Raw genomic sequence first — 17,652 nt, 5'->3', positions numbered from 1 at the left:
GGCGTTCCTCGCAAGGGAATTCGCCCGCGGCGATCGTCTCGCACACATTAATAGACGAGGCTCGAACCGGGCGGCTTCTCAAGCGCGGCCGCGAGCGAACGATACTCCGTGCAGTCGGTGCCGCAGATCGCAGCGATCCGGCTCAGATGATATTGCGCAGAATCACGGTTGCCCTGCTCGATCTGCCATAGGCCGTAGTACTGCCACGTCAGCACGTGGTTCGGATCCGCCTTGAGCGCGCGCTCGTACCAGGCTTGCGACAGTTTGTAGTCGCCGAGCTTGCGATAGGAGTAGCCGATCAGATTGGCCACCTTGGGATGGTCGTCGTGGCCAAGCGCCTTCAACTGCTCGATGGCGCCGGCATACTCGTTGCGGTCATAGATCGTCGCATAGGCCGCACGATACCCCTGGATAAAGGCGGGGTCGCCGAGGCTGGTTTCCTTGGCTTTCTTCTTGGCCTTTTGGGTGCTGCTTCTGGCGGGCCGCGGCGCCGACCTGGTTTCCGGCGCTGGGGTCGTTGCCATCGGTGAATCGGCGCCGCCGCCACCTCCGGCGGCAAAGGCTGGAACCGGCGGTGACGCAACGGCCAGCGCCATCAAGGGCATTGCCAGTGTTACTAACCTGATCACGGATTTGACCACGCGCACCTCCTGCTCTCGAGGGTAGAAATTCCTCCAGCCGTATCCATCAACCCCGCCTTGCACCGTACATTCCCCGACTTCGTCAGAGCCTCCTCACAAATCGGAGAGACCGGCGAGGACGCCCTTGCCTTCGGGCCGGCAAGTTTCTAGGAAATGCCGATCCAGCCACACGGACACATGGAGAGAGCAATGGACATCGCAATGCACACCGCGCCGCGATCCCTGTTCATTTCGGAAGCTCTTCATGCCCGCCTTTCTCATTCTGGATTCGATTTCCCTCAATACACCTGACGGCCGGCCACTGTTCGACGGACTGACGCTTGCGCTTGGGCGCGAGCGAACGGGGCTCGTCGGCCGCAACGGTTCCGGCAAATCCACACTGCTGCGCCTGATCGCAGGCGAGAGCGAACCTGCCGGCGGATCCGTGCAACGCATCGGCTCGATCGGCATGCTCGCGCAGCTGGCGGATGACCGGCAGACGGTCGCGCAAGCGCTCGGTGTTGCCGGCGACCTCGCCCGCCTGCGCCGTCTCGAACGCGGCGAGGGCTCGCTCGACGATGCCGCGGATGCCGACTGGACGCTGGAAGCCAGATTGCAGACCGCACTGGTCGAAACCGCCCTGCCCGCGATGCCGCTGGATCGTGCGATCGCCTCGCTAAGCGGTGGCGAACGAACGCGCGTCGCGCTGGCGCGCCTCTTGATCGAGGCGCCGGACTTGTTGTTGCTCGATGAGCCCACCAACAATCTCGACGCCGATGGACGGCAAGCGGTGGCGCAACTGCTCGAACGCTGGCAGGGCGGCGCACTCGTCGCCAGCCACGACCGCGCGCTGCTGGATCGCGTCGACCGCATCGTCGAACTGACGCCGGTCGGCATTACCGTGTTTGGCGGCGCGTGGTCCACCTTCGCCGAGGCGCGCGATACCGCCCGGGCACGCGCGGGAGCCGAGCTCGAGCGCGCGTCGGACGCGCTGCGCGACACCGAACGCTCTGTACAGAAGGCGCGCGAGAAGAAGGCACGCCGCGACAGCGTCGGTCGCGCCTACGCACGCTCGGGCAGCCAGGCAAGGATAATGTTGGGTGCCCAAAAGCAGATCGCGGAAGCGAGCAGCGCCCGCGAGGGTCGTCTTGCCGATCGCCTGCTCGGCGACCGCACCGACGCGCTGGAAGAAGCCCGCGCCAAAGTGGAAGTCCTGACACCGCTTTCGATCGACCTGCCCAAGACCAACCTGCCCGGCGGGCGCGAACTCATCGCCTTCAGGGATGTAACGATGTCCTTTGAGGACCGCCGTTTGTTCGGCCCCCTGTCGTTCGAGGTCCGAGGGCCTGAGCGGATCGCGATCCGCGGCGCCAACGGCTCCGGCAAGACCACGCTGTTCCACCTGATCACGGGAGAACTGAAACCTGCGAGCGGTGAGATCCGCCGCCTGACCGATCGCATCGCCGTGCTCGACCAGCATGTCGGGCTGCTCGATCCGGCTTCATCGATCCTCGACAATCTCCGCCGCCTCAATCCGGAGCTGACCGCGAATGAAGCGCATGCCGCCCTCGCCCGCTTTGCCTTCCGCAACCGCGCGGCGCTGCAAATCGCCGGCACCCTGTCCGGCGGCGAGCGGCTGCGCGCGGGAATGGCCTGCGTGTTTGCAAGACCTCAACCGCCCTTCATGCTGCTGCTGGATGAGCCGACCAATCACCTCGATCTCACCTCGATCGAGGAACTGGAAGCTGCGTTGAAGGGCTTCGACGGCGCGCTGATCGTGATCAGCCACGATCAGGCGTTCTTGCAGTCGTTCGGGATCCAGCGCGAGATCGTGCTCTAGATTCTTGTTTGACGCGTTTTCTGCCGCAGATAAGTCTACGCAATCTGCGCAAACAGATTGCTATGCGAACCGGTAGCCACTTCGCTTGAAAACGCTTTGGTTAGTTATTCTGCAGCGCCGGCCGCTGCGGAGGCGGATTGGCGACCTGCGGTGTCAGCGACAGCGGCGGCCTCGGCCTCGGCTTGGCTACCGGCGCAGCACCGGGCGCCGGCCTGACTTCGATCGGCGGCGGCAGCGGTGCAAGCTGCGGCTGGCTCGCCAGCGGCGCCGGCGGATTTGGCGCGGGCGCTGTCGCAATCGGTGCCGGTGGGCGCGGCGGTGTGGCGGCCTTTGGCTTGGCTGCCGGCGGCCGCCGCGGATCGCGGCCGGGCACCGGCACTGGCGACAGCGCCTCGCTCGGCGACGCCGCTTCCGGCGTTAATGGCACCGCCGCATCCGGCGGCAACGATATCGGGGCCGGCATCGGCGGCGGCGGTTCGCCACGCTCGATCGCATCCAGCCTTCGTGTTTCGTGATCAATCGTCCGTACCGCCAGCCAGGACGACAACGCCGTCACGTCGACGCTGCGACTGAGCGCATCGGGCGTGCCCACGGCAAACAATTGAATTTCGGGGCGGCCGGTCGCAGGCCCCACCATCGTCAGCGCCAGCGCGGCGCGGATGTCGGCCTGATCGGCCGGAATGTCATAGCCGCCGGAGACGGTGGCGCGCACACCATTGGCGTCGAGCGTGGTGGCGCCGACGCGCAGCCGGCCATCCCGGATGTTGAACGGGATTTGCGCCGAGCCGACCGCCAGCGCGCCGGCCAGCAGCGCCGGTTCGACGATTTGCTTGAGCCGCGCATCGTCCTTGGCCTGGCCGCCATCGCTGGCGCGAACCGCCACCTCAAAGGCGCGCGGGTCGAGCCCGGCAATCCTTGCGGATTCCAGCGTCACGGTTCCGCTGCCGGAGAGTGCGCCGGTCAGCGCCGCCGCGCTGCGGCCCTGGCTTGCCAACGCCATCTGCAGCGACGCACGGCCCGCGGGCATCGAGAGATTGCGATAGCGCAGCGCCGTGCCATCGACGCTACTGAGCTGCACGCTCGCGTTCAGCGCAATGCCATTTGGGCCCTGCCTGGCATCGATCGTGGTCGTGGCCTCGCCACCGCCGATCTTGCCCTTGATGGAATCGAAGGTCAGCGACTGGCCGTCGCTTTTCACAATCCCGCTCACCGGCTGCAATTCGCTGCCGCCCGGCAGCAAGCCACGCAATGCCTGGAATGCGACCTTGCCGCGCCAGCCCTTGACCAGCCCCGCGGTCAGCGGCTCCGCCGCATCGTGTCCGGCAGCCCCCATCGCCAACGAAAAGGCCGGCGCCAGCGCGATTTGGTCGAGACCGATTTCGCCTTCGATATTTTTTTCCTCGCCCAGGGTAACCGCGACGTGTCCGCGCAGCCGTGAACCGGCAATGCTGCTGTCGAGATCGTCGAACGTGAGCTTGTTGCCTGCGAGCGACACGCGCGAGGACAGGCCGATATTCTGTGCCAGCGTGTCCGTCGGCTTGAGGTCGAGCAACGGTCCGAAATCGGCGCTGCGAACTTTCAGGGAGAAACTGCCCTTGGCCTCCTGCGCCCATGGCTCCGCCGTACCGTCGGCATCGGCGTCCAGACCCTTTCCGGAGATCTTCGCCTTGAGCCGCAGCGATCCACCCCATGCCCCCGTCGCCGAGCCTTCGAATTGCGCCGGGCCGTCGCCGGCGGTCATCGTGCGATCCAGTCCCAGCAGCGCCAGCAAGGCACGGCCCTGCCCCGACGACATCTTCGACTCGATGCCGATTTCGCTGCGCCCCAGCGCCTGCAGATCGATGCCCTGGATCGCCGTCACGGCCGGCTTTGCGGTGATCGTGGTGATCCCCTTGAGCTGCGGCGCCTCGATGTCGATCACCGCGCGCGCGTTCGCATGATCGGCCTGCCCCCCGCTCTTGTTGAGTTCGAGCGCGAGTTTGACGCGCGCTGGCCCCGGGCTCGCCCCCATCGCGTTGAGCCGCGCAGCCAGCGACGGCGCAAACGGCGCCACCAACGCGGTGATCTGGCCAAACGACGACGCCGTCGAATGAAGCTCCAGCTTGCCTATCGACGCGAAGCGATCGAAACGGCCGACGCCTTCCAACGCGACCTTGTCAGGCTGACCAATATTCAATTGGTCGAGCGAAAACGCCTTCGGTCCATAACCAAGCCTGGCCACCAGCGGCCGCAACTCCTGGCCGGCGGAAATAGCGCGGCCGATATCCAGTGACAGCCGCCCTTCGTCCGGCCATTCGGCCTGCGGGCCGGCCAGCGAACGCGCCAATGCCGTGGCCGCATCAAGGTCGAGGCGCTCGGCCTTCAACTCTGCCGTGATCTTCGAGCCGCTGCTTGGCTGCCGGTGTGACACCGCGATACGGCCTTCGACGGCGCCGCCATCGATCTCGGCCTTCATCGCATCGATGGCAAATCCATCAGGCGCGATGGTGACGTCGCCGCGCAGCCGCAACGGCTTCTGGCTGCGAAAGCCGATGTCGCCGCGGCCCTGCAGCCAGGTCATCAGCGCGTCGGGATCCGACGATTCGACGTTGAGCGCGGCCTTGAACTGATCCGGCGCCGCGCCTTTGGCGATCGCCTCACTCAGCGAGACCCGCGTCGTACCCGGCGCGCGAAACTCCAGCTTGCGTACGCTCCAGGATTTCGCATCGCCATGCAGTTCGGCCGCGATGTCCTGCAACGGACGGCCGCCCAGCATCACCTGTTCGGAGGCCAATCCGATCTGCGCCGCGATCGGGACTTGCGGAAGGCCCGACATCAGCGTGCGCACCGCCGGCAACACACGGACCGGCTCAGTGGCGGTAACGTCCTTGCTGTCCTTGGCGAAGAATCTGTCGGCATCGAGCTGGCGCGCGGCGAGCGAAGCCCGCAGCAACGGCGCGGCGCCGAAGCGCAGGTCGCCATTGCCCGCCAGTTTCAGCGCGCGCTCGTCCGCGCCATACGTCACTTCGAGCGCATCAAGCCGTGCGGTTGAGTAATCGGCCTTGACGCGGGAGCTGACACGCCAGGATGGCGGCGACGTGTCGAAGTCGTCTGCCTTTGGGCGCGGCGGACTCGCCAATACCATTGTGCCCTCGAAGCGCGGCGCCCGCGCCTCGAAAAACAATAGACCGTCGAGATCGGCCGAAAGCGTCTTCGGACCGGGATCGATATTCAAATGCACACGGGTGCCGTTGCCGTCGGCGGTCTGGCCGGAAGAAACTCGAAACGGATAGCGCGTGCCCAACAGCACGAAATTGCCGTCGCCACGGATCGAGCCCGCCAGCGAACGCACATCGCCGGAAAAGGCGATGTCGTTCAGTTCGAGGGTGCTGCGGCTGGCGGCGTCGTGCAGCGCGATCCGGCCGGTGAGATTGAGCCGATCGATCGCCAGCGAGCCCGGATTGAGTGTTCCGGTCGAGGCCGGCCAGTCGATCCGGCCCTTTGGATCGAGCCCGAGATCGAGCGACATGCCGTTGATGGAAAGTTCGGTGGCGCGCACTTCGCCGCGCATCAGCGAACCCAGGCTGAATTCGACGTCGAGCTTGTCGGCGCGCACCTTGCCGAGGTCGTTGGCGCCGCCGACCGTTACCGCCCGCAGCTGCAACGACGGTGCCGGCAACAGCCGCGCGTCGAGCTTGCCGCCGACGCGCACCGGCGCGCCGATGATCCGGCTCGCCTCGGCCTCGAATTGCGGCCGGAATTGATTCCAGTCGATGAAATACGGCCCGACAAGCGCGGCCACCAGCGCAATGATAAAGGCGATTGCCAGGCCGAGCAGCGTCGTCTGCACGGTGTCTCCCCATGAACCGCTCCAGCACAGACCGCGCCACGCGAACTCAGGGCCGGAGCAGCCCAATATATAGAGAGAAGTATGGCGAAGTCACAGCGGCATCAGCGCCATAGCCCCGCCGGTTCCGATTTATTCAGAACCTGAGGCCTCGTTGATGTCGAGGCGATATGGTTACCAGCTCGCCGGCAGATGCTTCAGGCCCCGGAGCACGAAGGTCGGCCGCCATTCCGGGTTCACCGCGTCATCCAGCCGCAGGTCGGGAATCCGGCGCAGCAGCGTGGAAAGCGCGATCTCAGCCTCGATGCGCGCCAACTGGGCGCCGAGACAAAAGTGGATGCCCCCGCCAAAGGACAGCGGCTTCACATTGGGTCTGGTAATATCGAGACGCTCGGGATGATCGGGATAGACCGCCGGATCGTGGTTGGCCGAGCCGAGCAGGCACAGCACGGTCTCGCCTTTCGGAATCCGCTTGCCGCCGAGGTCGTCGATGTCTTCCAGCGCCACCCGGCCGGTCAGCTGCACGGAGGAATCGTAGCGCAGGAACTCCTCGACCGCATTGGTCATGAGCTCGGGCCTGGCCTTGAGCAGCGCCAATTGGTCCGGATTGCGATGCAGCGCCAGCAGGCCGTTGCCGATCAGGTTGACGGTCGTCTCATGGCCGGCGCCAAACAGCAGGATGATGTTGGCCGTCAGCTCCTCATTGGAGAGCTTGTGACCGTCTTCCTCCGCCTGCACCAGCTGCGTGGTCAGATCGTTGCCGGGGTTCTTTCGCCGCAACTCGAACAATTGCTGGAAATACATCTCGGAAATCATCGTGCCTTCGTTGGCCTGCTTGATCTCCTCCGGCGACAACGGCACGGGATCGAGAATGCGGCCACCCGCACGCGCCCTGGTGTAAAACGCCTCGCGATGCTCTTCGGGAATGCCGAGCATGTCGCAGATGACGGTCACCGGCAGGCGGAAGGCGAAATCCTCGATCAGGTCCATCTTCCCTTGCGGGATGATCCGGTCGAGCGTCTCGTCGACGATTTGCTGGATGCGCGGACGCATGTCCTCGACCCGGCGCGCGGTGAAAGCCTGCACCACCAGCCCGCGCAGGCGGGTATGGTCGGGTGGATCCTGCTGCAGCATCATCAGGCCCAGGCTGCGAAAGGCCGGCTCCTCCATGATGTTGGGCCCATAGCGCCGGATGGTGCGTTCGACATGCTGCTTGCCAAAGCGCTTGTCGCGGATCACCAGGCTGGCTTCGGCGTGCCGGCTGGCGACATAAAGGCCGAGCGGCGTCAGATGCACGGGATCGGTGGCGCGCATCCGCGCGTAGTGCGGATAGGGATTGCGGATGAATTCCGGTGACAACGGATTGAAAAGCGGTTCGCTCGTCGCAGCCTGAACGTGCTCGTTCATGATGACCTCGATTGGTTTCCACACCGCAGTTTTTATTAGTCTATCAGCACATCGCATGCTCTGATGCCGGCTCTTCCATCCGGGTCTCTGCAACTCGATACACTGTTGTATTGAGTTGCATTCTCACCTAAATTGCGCCGATGTCAAGGTTGCGAACCAGACCGACAAGGGACGATACCCGCGACAAGCTGTTCGAGGCGGCGGCGCGGGTGTTCGAGGAACAAGGTATCGGTGGCGCCAGCATCGAAACCATTGCCGCCGCGGCCGGCTTCTCGCGCGGCGCATTCTATTCGAATTTCACGAGCAAGGACGAGTTGATCATCGCCATGCTCGAGAATCACGTCGAGCAATCGATTCTGCGCCTTCACGATCTGCTGGCGAAACACAAAAGCCTGCCGGATTTCATCGACGCGCTGAAGACCATGGACCGCAGCCAGCAGGATCCGCTCGGCCGCTCGCCATTGCTGCACATGGAGATGATCCTGTTCGTGGCGCGCGCCGAAAAGCGCCGGCCCGAACTCGCCAAGCGGCTGCGCGCGCGCCGAAAATTGATCGCCGACATTGTCGAGACCACGGCGAAGAACAGCGGCAAGGATTCGGTGCTCGATCCGGCATGGTGGGGGGCTATCGTTCTGGCGATGGAAGACGGCTTCCGCCTGCATCGGCTGATCGATCCGGATACCACGCCCTCAGACAGCTTTCTGCGCGCAATCAGCGATCTGGAACGCGTGATCGGCGTGGCGTCCAAGTAAATATTCTAACCGTCGCCTTGCATCTTATGCAGCTGACCCGCGACGGCGCGGATCTTGCGCGGTGAGGCCTGCCAGATCGCGAACGCCGACAAGGCGCTCACGGCGACGCCGATCGCAAAGGCCAGCGTGTAGCTGCCGTAGCGGTCGAACAAAAACCCGGTCGCCCACGGGCCGGCCGCGCCGCCGGCCAGCGCCGCCAGCATGATGGTGCCGAAAATGCTGCCATATTGCTTGCCCTGGAAGATTTCGAGCACCACCGCGCCCATCACAGAGGTCAGGCCGTAGCCGAGCACGCCCTGGGTCACGATCATCAGATAAACCAGCGGCAACACAGGCGCGAATTTCAGCCCGATCAGCGCCGCAAAGCAGATCGCAAAACCCAGGCAGCTGATCGCCCAGATCCATTCACGTCCGACCCGGTCGGAGAGATGCCCGAGCCAGATCTGGCCGGGAATGCCGAGCAGGCTGACCACGCCGAGCGCCCAGACCGCGACGTTGGCCGAGAATCCGATATCGAGCAGGAACTTGGTCTGGTGCACCTGCACCGCGTACCAGACGTACAGGCCGCAGAAATAGCCGAGGCAGATCCACCAGAATCGCGCGGTGCGCAGCGCACGCCGCAAGGTCCAGTCGGTAGCGGCCCAGACCGGATCGACGATGTTCGAGATCGGCTTTGCTGAAGTCGCCGTCGGCGCGGCATCACCATCCGGCAGTAGCCCGATATCTTCGGGGCGCATCCGCAGCAACAGATTGATCGGCGCCAACACGACGAGGACGACAATGCCCATCGCGGTGCAGGCGGTGCGCCAGCCGGTCTGCTCGATCATATGCTGCACCCAGGGCAGCAAGGTCACCGAACCGATCCCGACGCCGGCAAACGCCAGCCCCATCGCGAGGCCACGGCGGCGAATGAACCAGTTCGGTACGAACAGCGATTGGCCGGAATAGCCGAGACACACGCTTCCCGCGCCGACCAGCACGCCGATGGTGAGATAGAGATGCCAGGGCTGCGTCGTCAGCGGCGCCAGCAGCAGGCCCGCGCCCATCAAGGCGACGCCGAGTTCCATCACCGCGCGCGGGCCGTGGCGGTCCATCAAGCGGCCGATCAATGGGCTGACGCCGCCGGAGACCACGAAGCCGAACGAGAAGGCGCCCGCGGTGACGCCGCGTTCCCAGCCGAATTCGGAGATGATCGGCGGAAAGAACAACGAGAACGCGGTCCGCGCATTGACGCCGATCGCCATGGTGACGAACGTCACCGCGACGATCATCCAGCCGTAAAAGAAGGGAAGGCGCATTGGCATGTCATTCCGGGGCGCACGAAGTGCGAGCCCGGAATCTCGAGATTCCGGGTCTGGTCCTTCGGACCATCCCGGAATGACGGGGTCAAGAGCTTTTGAAACTATACAAGCGCCAGCTCGTCTGGTCAGCCATGAATGCTGCAGGGCATCAAGGACGTCGCGTCCAGCTGATGGCATTCACGGCGCCGACCGGAATCTCGCTTGCGATGATCTTCTCGACCTGCCGCACCGTTTCCAGCGATTGGTACTCGATCGCCGGCGGCGTCAGGCCGCCGATATGCGGCGTCGCGATCACGTTCGGCAGCTTTGCCAGTTCCGGCGTCGGCATCTGGTCCAGGGCCCGGCCGACATCCATCGCCGCGCCAGCGATGCGGTTCTCGTGCAGGGCCGCGGTCAGCGCCGCCTCGTCGACGAGATTGCCGCGCGACAGATTGATGAAGAACGCATGCGGCTGCATCCGCGCCAGCGCCGCCTGCCCGATCAGATTTTCCGTCGCCTCATTGGCGACTGCGAGGCAGACGACAAAGTCCGAACGCGCTAGCAGATCGTCGAGCGGCAGATGCCGGATGTCAGGCTCGCTCACACTCGCAAAGGGATCGGCGACCAAAACTTCCATGCCCAGCACTTTGGCAATCCCGGCAAGGTAGCGGCCGATGCTGCCATATCCGATAATGCCGATGCGGCTGCCGGCCAGTTGTCGGCCCATCATCACTTTGGGCTTCCGCCCGGCATGATAGTCGGCGCTGGCACGCGAGACGCCGCGCGATAGGTCGACCATGAATCCGAGCGCAAGTTCGGCGACCGACTGGACGAAACCGGGTCCGGCCCGGGTAACCAGCACGCCCGCGCGCGAAGCCTGCTCGACGTCGATGTTGCGAATGTCGACGGCGCAGCGAACGAAGGCGCGCAGCTTTGGCAGCCGCGCAAATATCTCGCCGGGTCCGGCGGTGAGCCGGTCGGCGACGATAATCTCGACGTCACGTGCGGCGTCGATCAGGCCGAACGCATCCAGCGCGTCGTTGCCCTCGTGCAATTGCACCTGCGCGATCGCCTGCAATCCGCTCAGGCTGCGCTCGCCGTAATATTGCGCCCTCGCTTGCGGCGGATGGGTGAGCAGGACTTTCAAATCAACATCTCCGCCTGTTAGCACCTACTTGGATTTGGCGACTGAAGTGCCGTCCCAATCCTGGTCGCTCGGATTCTCGAGTTGCTCCCTGCAGCGCGCGATCATCACCGATGCCGCCGCATCATCCTTGACCTTCTTCACCTCTTCGAACGCCGTGATCGCGGCCGTGAATTCGCGCGCCCGCCAGCATGCGAGGCCGGCTTCATAGGCCCTCACCCAGTCGATCGCACCGCCGGCCTCGTCCGCCATCGCAAGCAATTCGTAGATTTGCAAGCCCCCGGCGCGGCCGTAGACCGCGAGGCGATCGAGTTCGCGCACCACGATGCGGTCGCCCGCGAGACGCCGCGTTTCGGGACCGATGATGATGGTCGAGCCGTAGACCTTGTTGGTGCCCTCGAGCCGGCTCGCGATGTTCACGGCGTCGCCGATCACGGTGTAGTTCAGCCGCACTTCGGACCCGATATTGCCGACCAGCATGTCACCGGAATTAATGCCGATGCGGATTTTGACCGGCTGGCCATGGTCGTCGACCAGACCGACCTCGGTCATCGCGCGCTGGCAGGCCAGAGCCGCACGGCAGCAATCGACGGCGTGTTCGGGGTTCGGCGCCGGCGCACCCCAGAACGCCATCACGGCATCGCCGATGAATTTGTCGATGGTGCCGCCCTGCGCCTGGATCTGCACCGAGACGGAATCGAAATAACGCGACAGCAGCGGGATGATGCGGTCGCCGAGCCGCTCCGAGATGCCGGTGAAGCCGGCGAGGTCGATGAACATCACGCTCATCGGCCGCACCGCGCCGCCGAGGCGCGCGCCGTTACCGTCGCTGATCAGCCGCTTCACGAGATCCGCGGGAATGTATTTTCGGAACGCCGCCAGCCCCTGCGCCATGTCGCCGATGGCGCCGGACAGGTTCTCGATCTCGGTCAGCCGCGACGGATGCCGCTCGACCTTGTCCAGATCGAAGCGCTCGACATGCCTGATCTCGCCCACCACCTTGATCAGCGGCGCCGCGATCAGGCGCTGGGCGAGCCATGCCGACAGCAGCCCGGCGATCACGATCAGGATCGCAAGTCCGATCAGCAGGTTCCGGATCGTCATCTGTACCGGCCCCAGAAATTCCGACTCCGGCACCACTGTCACCAGCGACCAGCCCGGAAACGAGATCGGCGTCAGCACCGCCTGATAGACCTTGCCGTCCCGCGTCACCTGGCGCTTCAGCGGCTCGCCCTCGCCGGGATTGTAGGCGGTGCCGGCCTTCTTCATCGCGTCCACCGCGACCGCAAACAGCGGATGGCCGGTCTTCAGCGGCGTCACTTCGCTGGCATCCGGATCGGGCGCCGCGACCACGCCGCCCTCGCGATCGAGGATGAAGGCGCCGGCCGATTTGCCGACCGTCAGCTGCGACAGGAAATTCGAGACCCGCGTCAGTTCGATGATGATGGCGATGACGCCGGCGGGTCCTTGATCGATCTGGATCGGCGCCGCGAAGGCGGCCGCCAGACGTTCGCCGTTGGGATGCTTGGTCAGCGTCGACCAGTTTTCGTCGTTGGAGCTGGCTACCTCGCGGAACCATTCCTGATCGGTGACGGAATAATTGGTGTCCTCGACGCGGCTGGACTTGAGCAGCGTGTCGCCACCTCCGAATTCATAACGGTTAATCTTCGCCTTTCGATCGCCCGCGATCTCGATCATCTCGATGACGCCATTGCCAAGCTTGTGCCCGCCAAAGAACGTTCCGTCCGGCCATCCGAACGCTACCCAGGAAATGGTCGGTTGCGACCGCAACTGCGATCGGATGACGACCTCGCGCATCTCGGCGTCGCGCGCCTCGAACACTTTTCCGAGCAACAGGGTGCGCACCGCCGACATCGACGATCGCGCTTCCGAGGTGATCGATTGCAGTTCGTCGCCGACCGCGGAGACGATCTGGTCGTTGATGGTGTCGGCAAGGGTCTGGCTGACCTGCTGGGCGGTGCGCCACCACAACAGGTGCACGCCGACGGCGCTGACGACGATCGAAGTCAGCACGAGGGCCGAGATGGCGTTGCGAATGCCGATGCGCATTGCGGGGTCCTGGTTCGCGGGATCGGTTACCGCAATACGGAATGATACTAGCGTCTGTTTCACCGGCGAGGCTATCCCGGCGCCTTCCATATGCCTTGTCATACCCTTGGACACGGCTCTGTGACCAGAGTTGAGCCGGAAGCCGACGAAACTTACCGATTGCCTGTTCCGTACAAGCCAAGACGGCGCTATGCCTTGCGGCAGTTCTCGAAGGTCATGCAATGCACGATGTTTCCATCCCGGCGGCCCTGATTGCCGGACTTGTCAGCTTCCTGTCGCCCTGCGTGCTGCCGCTGGTGCCTCCGTATCTGATCTACCTGACCGGCGCGACCATCGAGCAGGTCAACAATGACGGGGCGACGAAGGCCTCGAAACGCGCGGTGATGGCCGCGGCGCTGATGTTCGTGCTCGGCTTTACCACCGTGTTCGTGGCGCTCGGTGCCAGCGCTTCGTTCGTCGGCGGCCTGATCCGGGCCTGGTCGGCGGAGCTCTCGATTCTCGCCGGCATCGTCATCATCATCATGGGCCTGCACTTCCTGGGGCTGACCCGCATCGGGCTGTTGATGCGCGAGGGACGGCTGACCGCGCCGAAGCCGGTCGGGCTGTGGGGCGCCTATGTCATGGGGCTTGCGTTTGCGTTCGGCTGGACCCCCTGCATCGGGCCGATCCTGGCGGCGATCCTGTCGATCGCGGCCGCCGAAGCCACGGTGACGAAGGGCGCGGGCCTGCTCGCGGTCTACTCCCTCGGGCTTGGAATTCCGTTCCTGCTGGCCGCCTTCATGATCGAACAATTCTCCGAGCTGTTCGCGCGGATGAAGCGGCATCTCACCACCGTCGAGCGCGCCATGGGTGTGTTGATGGTCATTACCGGCATCGGTTTCCTGACCGGCGCCGTTACCAGCGCCAGCATCTGGCTGCTGGAAACGTTTCCCGCACTGCAAAATTTCGGCTAACGCCCCGTAACAAACGGGCTATCCGTTGCGAAACTCCTGCCATGACCAAATTGCCGCCCTGCGCGGCCGCAGCGTTTTCGTGCGCACTTGATTTGAGAGGCCGCCGGTGCGGCCTCGCGTCACGATAATAATCGGAGGGGGCCCGCATGAATTTTATCGTCAATCTTCTCATCCTGTTGCCGGCGCAGATCGGCTCATACTTCTCCTGGGCCGGCCCGCTGATCATGCGGCTGGTCGTCGGCTACACCTTCATGCTGGCCGGCTGGGGCAAGCTCACCAATTTGCCGCAGGTCACCGAGAATTTTATCGGCTGGGGCATCCCGTTTCCGACAATCCTCACCCCTTTCGTATCGGGCGTCGAGTGCTTTGGTGGCGCCATGCTGATCCTCGGCCTGTTCACCCGGATCCCCGCCGCGATGCTGGCGGTGGTCATGCTGGTCGCGATCAAGTCGGCCAAATGGGATGACGTCGATTCGCTGCAAACGCTGCTCGGCTTCGAGGAAATGACCTACTTCGCCGCCTTCACGTGGCTCGCCATCGCAGGCCCTGGTGCCGCGTCCCTCGATCGGCTGCTGATGAAATCTGCCGGGTACAACAAAGTGCCGGCCTGAGCATCGGCAGCCCCCGCGCCCTCACAATGCCGTGACATCGCGGATGAGTCTGAGCCCGGATTTTGGCGCGCGCGTAGCTGTCGAGACACCAGCGCTTCCGGGAGCCGCCATGAAACTCGTCCGCCTCGCCGCCTTCGCCATTGCCGCGCTCGCGGCCGGTTCCGCCCACGCATCCGATGGCGTCAAATGGAGCGAATGGAGCGATGACCTGTTCACCCGCGCCGCCGCCGAAAAGCGCTTTGTGATTCTCGATCTCGAGGCCGTGTGGTGCCACTGGTGCCACGTCATGGAAAAGACCACCTATGCCGATCCGGAGGTCAAAGGCCTGCTGGCGTCGAAATATCTGCCTGTACGTGTCGACCAGGACGCCAATCCGGATCTGTCGAGCCGCTATGGCGATTGGGGCTGGCCGGCGACCATCGTGTTTGGACCCGACGGCACCGAGATCGCCAAGCTCCGGGGCTATATCGAGCCGGAACGGATGCGGGCGCTGCTCAAGGCCATCATCGACGATCCCTCACCCGGGCCTTCAGTCGGCGAGGCCTTTGAAGTCAAACCTTCAGCATCGGCCTTCCTCAGCAAGCAGCAGCGCGCGGACCTAACCAAGATTGTCGACGAGTCCTACGACGAAAAGCTCGGCGGTTGGGGCGAGAACCAGAAATTCATCGACGCCGACAGCCTGGATCTTGCGATCACCCGTGCAGAGACCGGCGATGCCCTTGCGATCAAGCGCGCGCGACAGACGCTGGACGCTGCAATCGCACTGATCGATCCGGTGTGGGGCGGCGTGTATCAATATTCCGAAGCGGGCTCCTGGACCCATCCGCATTTCGAAAAGATCATGTCGTTCCAGGCGCAGTATCTGCGGCAATACAGCCAGGCCTATGCGCTGTGGAAGGACCCGAAATATCTCAAGGCGGCCCGCGATATCGAGCGCTATCTTGCGGCCTTTCTCTCGGGTCCCGAGGGCGCCTTCTATGTCAGCCAGGATGCCGATCTAGATCACGACACCGACGGCCACAAATATTATGCGCTAGGCGATGCCGGGCGCCGCAAACTCGGCATGCCACGCATCGACAAGAATCTGTATGCGCGCGAGAACGGCTGGGCGATCTCGGCTCTCGCCGCCTATTACAGCGTCACCAACGACGTAAAAGCGCTGGCGATTGCCGAGCGTGCTGCGAAATGGGTCAACGCCAACCGCGCGCTGCCGGGCGGTGGGTTCCGCCATGGCGAGAAGGATCGCGGCGGACCCTTCCTCGGCGACACGCTGGCGATGGGCCAGGCATTCCTCGATCTCTATGCCGCCACCGGCAACCGTGACTGGCTCACCTCCGCGGCCAAAGCCGGCGATTTCGTCGCGACTTTTCGCGACGAGGCCGGTGGCTTCGTAACGTCGAGGAAAGCGGAAGGCAAAACGGGCGTATTGGCAAAACCGGCAAAACTGCTTGATGACCAGGTGCAGGTGGCGCGCTTCATGAACCTGCTCAACCGCTACTACGGCGACGAAACCTATCGCGAGCACGCCTCACATGCGATGCGCTATGCGAGCAGCGCCTCGGCCGAGATGATGCGCCCGTTGCCCGGCGTGCTGCTCGCCGACGAAGAACTCGCGATCGAGCCGACCCATATGACGATCGTCGGCCACAAGGATGCGCCCCGCGCGCAGGCCCTGCATACCCTCGCACGGGCGCTGCCGGCCCGCTACAAGCGCCTGGAGTGGCTCGACCTGCGCGAGGGCAAGCTGCCCAATCCCGACGTCGAATACCCCGATCTCGGCGAGCCCGCGGCGTTCGCCTGCAGCAACCGGATCTGCTCGTTCCCCTCGTTCAATGCCGAAGAGCTGCAGGCCACGGTGAAACAGATGGCAAAGTTGAAACCTTCGCGCGCCGCGATGAACTAGGCGCCGTTCATAAGACGGGCGATGCGCGCCCGCAGCCCCGCGACCCATCCCGCCAAGCGGGAAGCGCCCCTCTGTGACCGGCATCACAGCGCCTCCACCCGCTTCAAGCGACAAACGGCCAACAGGAATGAACCGGTGTTGGTCGTCATGGCTTTCTCAACATATGCTTGCTGGTCGAATGTGGCGCGCGGCTCGCTTGCAGCGATGCTGCTGGCCGTTTCGCTGTTTGCGGCCGGCCCTGCCGGCGCCGAGATTATCAGGAAGGAAGACACGCTGCGCGGGATCACGATGACGCGCGAAGAGTGCGCCGCGAAACCGCAGACCTTCTGGCTCAACGTCTACAGCCAGGATTTCTGTGTCCGGTATTATCTTTCCACCGCCGGAGGCCAGGGCTCGCGCCCGGTCATCATTCTGAACGGCGATCACAACGGTCCGGTTGATCCGACCCGTTGGACCTGGGCAGATCCGTCCAAGGCCAGTGACGTCAACACCGACAAACTCGTCGCTATCGCCGACCATTTTTCGAAGATGGCGAAGACCACCGCGATCTATCTTGGTCGTATCGGCGTCGAAGGCACCTCCGGCACCCATCTATCACGCAAGACCCTCGTCGAGCTGCACCTGATGGACATGGCGCTCGAGGCGCTCCGGCAACGCTACCAGTTCGAAGGCTTCCATCTGTTCGGGGAGTCCGGCGGAGGCCGGCTGGTGTTCGGCCTCGCGCAAATGCGGCGCGACGTCGCCTGCCTGATTTCCGGCTCGGGACAGATCGTGACCCGGGGTCCCGCACGGCCCGGCGATCCTGCCAGGACTTATTTCGACATCACGGGCAAGGTGCAATGGCTCGCGCAGAACCGCGCCCTGCGCATGATGGTCATTAGCGACCCGTATGACCAGCAGGTGCCGACAGCCGCTCAGCAGACCCCCATGGTACAGACCCTGAGACAGGCCGGGCACGTGGTCCCCCACCTCCTCGTCGAAGCCACCGACCCGAAGCGTCACGCGGTGCTCGACTATGGCGCGATCGCGATGGGCGGCTGCGTGCTCGGCCGGCACGACGACGAAATCGCGCGGGCAATAGGCACGCTCATACGCCGCAACGCCGAGACCAACCGGCGTCTGCAAGACGAAGCCCGTGCCAAGTCCCCGCCGCAGACGGCTTCCGACACGATCGCGCGCCAGCCGGGACGCTCGTGACATGAAAGCGACGCAGCGGCCCCGATCAGCAACGGGACAGTCTCGAAAC

At 64.3% G+C, this 17,652-nt stretch carries 12 protein-coding genes; 6 read left to right on the top strand and 6 right to left on the bottom strand.

Annotation, left to right across the window (positions count from 1 at the left end; genetic code table 11):
* Positions 1–47: 47 nt before the first annotated feature.
* Positions 48–641 (bottom strand): tetratricopeptide repeat protein, encoded by a 594-nt coding sequence (locus JQ574_RS14930; RefSeq protein ID WP_312014666.1) that lies wholly within the window; start codon positions 639–641, stop codon positions 48–50.
* Positions 642–885: 244 nt separating this feature from the next.
* Here JQ574_RS14930 and JQ574_RS14925 point away from each other — a divergent pair, with 244 nt between their 5' ends.
* Positions 886–2,460: an ABC-F family ATP-binding cassette domain-containing protein gene (locus tag JQ574_RS14925; RefSeq protein ID WP_212206969.1), complete on the top strand. Its 1,575-nt coding sequence runs from the start codon at positions 886–888 to the stop codon at positions 2,458–2,460.
* 100 nt (positions 2,461–2,560) lie between these two features.
* Here JQ574_RS14925 and JQ574_RS14920 read toward each other — a convergent pair whose 3' ends face one another.
* The gene (locus JQ574_RS14920; protein WP_212383634.1) at positions 2,561–6,289 is read right to left on the bottom strand and encodes an AsmA-like C-terminal region-containing protein; all 3,729 of its coding nucleotides are present in this window, start codon (positions 6,287–6,289) and stop codon (positions 2,561–2,563) included.
* 171 nt (positions 6,290–6,460) lie between these two features.
* Positions 6,461–7,693 carry a cytochrome P450 gene (locus JQ574_RS14915; RefSeq protein ID WP_212206967.1) on the bottom strand — a complete coding sequence of 411 codons (1,233 nt, stop codon included), beginning with the start codon at positions 7,691–7,693 and terminating at the stop codon, positions 6,461–6,463.
* A gap of 140 nt (positions 7,694–7,833) precedes the next feature.
* Here JQ574_RS14915 and JQ574_RS14910 point away from each other — a divergent pair, with 140 nt between their 5' ends.
* The gene (locus JQ574_RS14910; RefSeq protein WP_212206966.1) at positions 7,834–8,445 is read left to right on the top strand and encodes a TetR/AcrR family transcriptional regulator; all 612 of its coding nucleotides are present in this window, start codon (positions 7,834–7,836) and stop codon (positions 8,443–8,445) included.
* 5 nt (positions 8,446–8,450) lie between these two features.
* Here the strand turns inward: JQ574_RS14910 and JQ574_RS14905 are convergent, their stop codons facing one another.
* From JQ574_RS14905 to JQ574_RS14895, 3 genes are all read right to left on the bottom strand, one after another.
* Complete coding sequence (locus tag JQ574_RS14905) at positions 8,451–9,743, bottom strand: MFS transporter (protein ID WP_212206965.1); 1,293 nt, start codon at positions 9,741–9,743, stop codon at positions 8,451–8,453.
* A gap of 151 nt (positions 9,744–9,894) precedes the next feature.
* Positions 9,895–10,872 (bottom strand): NAD(P)-dependent oxidoreductase, encoded by a 978-nt coding sequence (locus JQ574_RS14900; RefSeq protein WP_212206964.1) that lies wholly within the window; start codon positions 10,870–10,872, stop codon positions 9,895–9,897.
* A 24-nt stretch (positions 10,873–10,896) separates the two neighbouring features.
* Positions 10,897–12,939 carry an adenylate/guanylate cyclase domain-containing protein gene (locus tag JQ574_RS14895; RefSeq protein ID WP_212206963.1) on the bottom strand — a complete coding sequence of 681 codons (2,043 nt, stop codon included), beginning with the start codon at positions 12,937–12,939 and terminating at the stop codon, positions 10,897–10,899.
* 221 nt (positions 12,940–13,160) lie between these two features.
* On the opposite strand from JQ574_RS14895, the gene JQ574_RS14890 reads away from it, so the two are divergent.
* The 4 genes from JQ574_RS14890 to JQ574_RS14875 all read left to right on the top strand — a co-directional run bounded on the left by JQ574_RS14890 (position 13,161) and on the right by JQ574_RS14875 (position 17,603).
* The gene (locus tag JQ574_RS14890; protein WP_212206962.1) at positions 13,161–13,892 is read left to right on the top strand and encodes a cytochrome c biogenesis CcdA family protein; all 732 of its coding nucleotides are present in this window, start codon (positions 13,161–13,163) and stop codon (positions 13,890–13,892) included.
* Positions 13,893–14,038: 146 nt separating this feature from the next.
* Entirely contained in the window at positions 14,039–14,503 is a 465-nt protein-coding gene (locus tag JQ574_RS14885; RefSeq protein ID WP_212206961.1) for a DoxX family protein, read from the top strand.
* 109 nt (positions 14,504–14,612) lie between these two features.
* Positions 14,613–16,406 (top strand): thioredoxin domain-containing protein, encoded by a 1,794-nt coding sequence (locus JQ574_RS14880; RefSeq protein ID WP_212383632.1) that lies wholly within the window; start codon positions 14,613–14,615, stop codon positions 16,404–16,406.
* A gap of 21 nt (positions 16,407–16,427) precedes the next feature.
* Positions 16,428–17,603, top strand: a complete 1,176-nt coding sequence (locus JQ574_RS14875; RefSeq protein ID WP_212206959.1) for a hypothetical protein — start codon at positions 16,428–16,430, stop codon at positions 17,601–17,603.
* Positions 17,604–17,652: the final 49 nt, after the last annotated feature.

The organism is Bradyrhizobium sp. AUGA SZCCT0158 (assembly GCF_018130065.1).
Taxonomy (GTDB): domain Bacteria; phylum Pseudomonadota; class Alphaproteobacteria; order Rhizobiales; family Xanthobacteraceae; genus Bradyrhizobium.
This window is presented reverse-complemented; position numbering and strand designations above follow the sequence as displayed.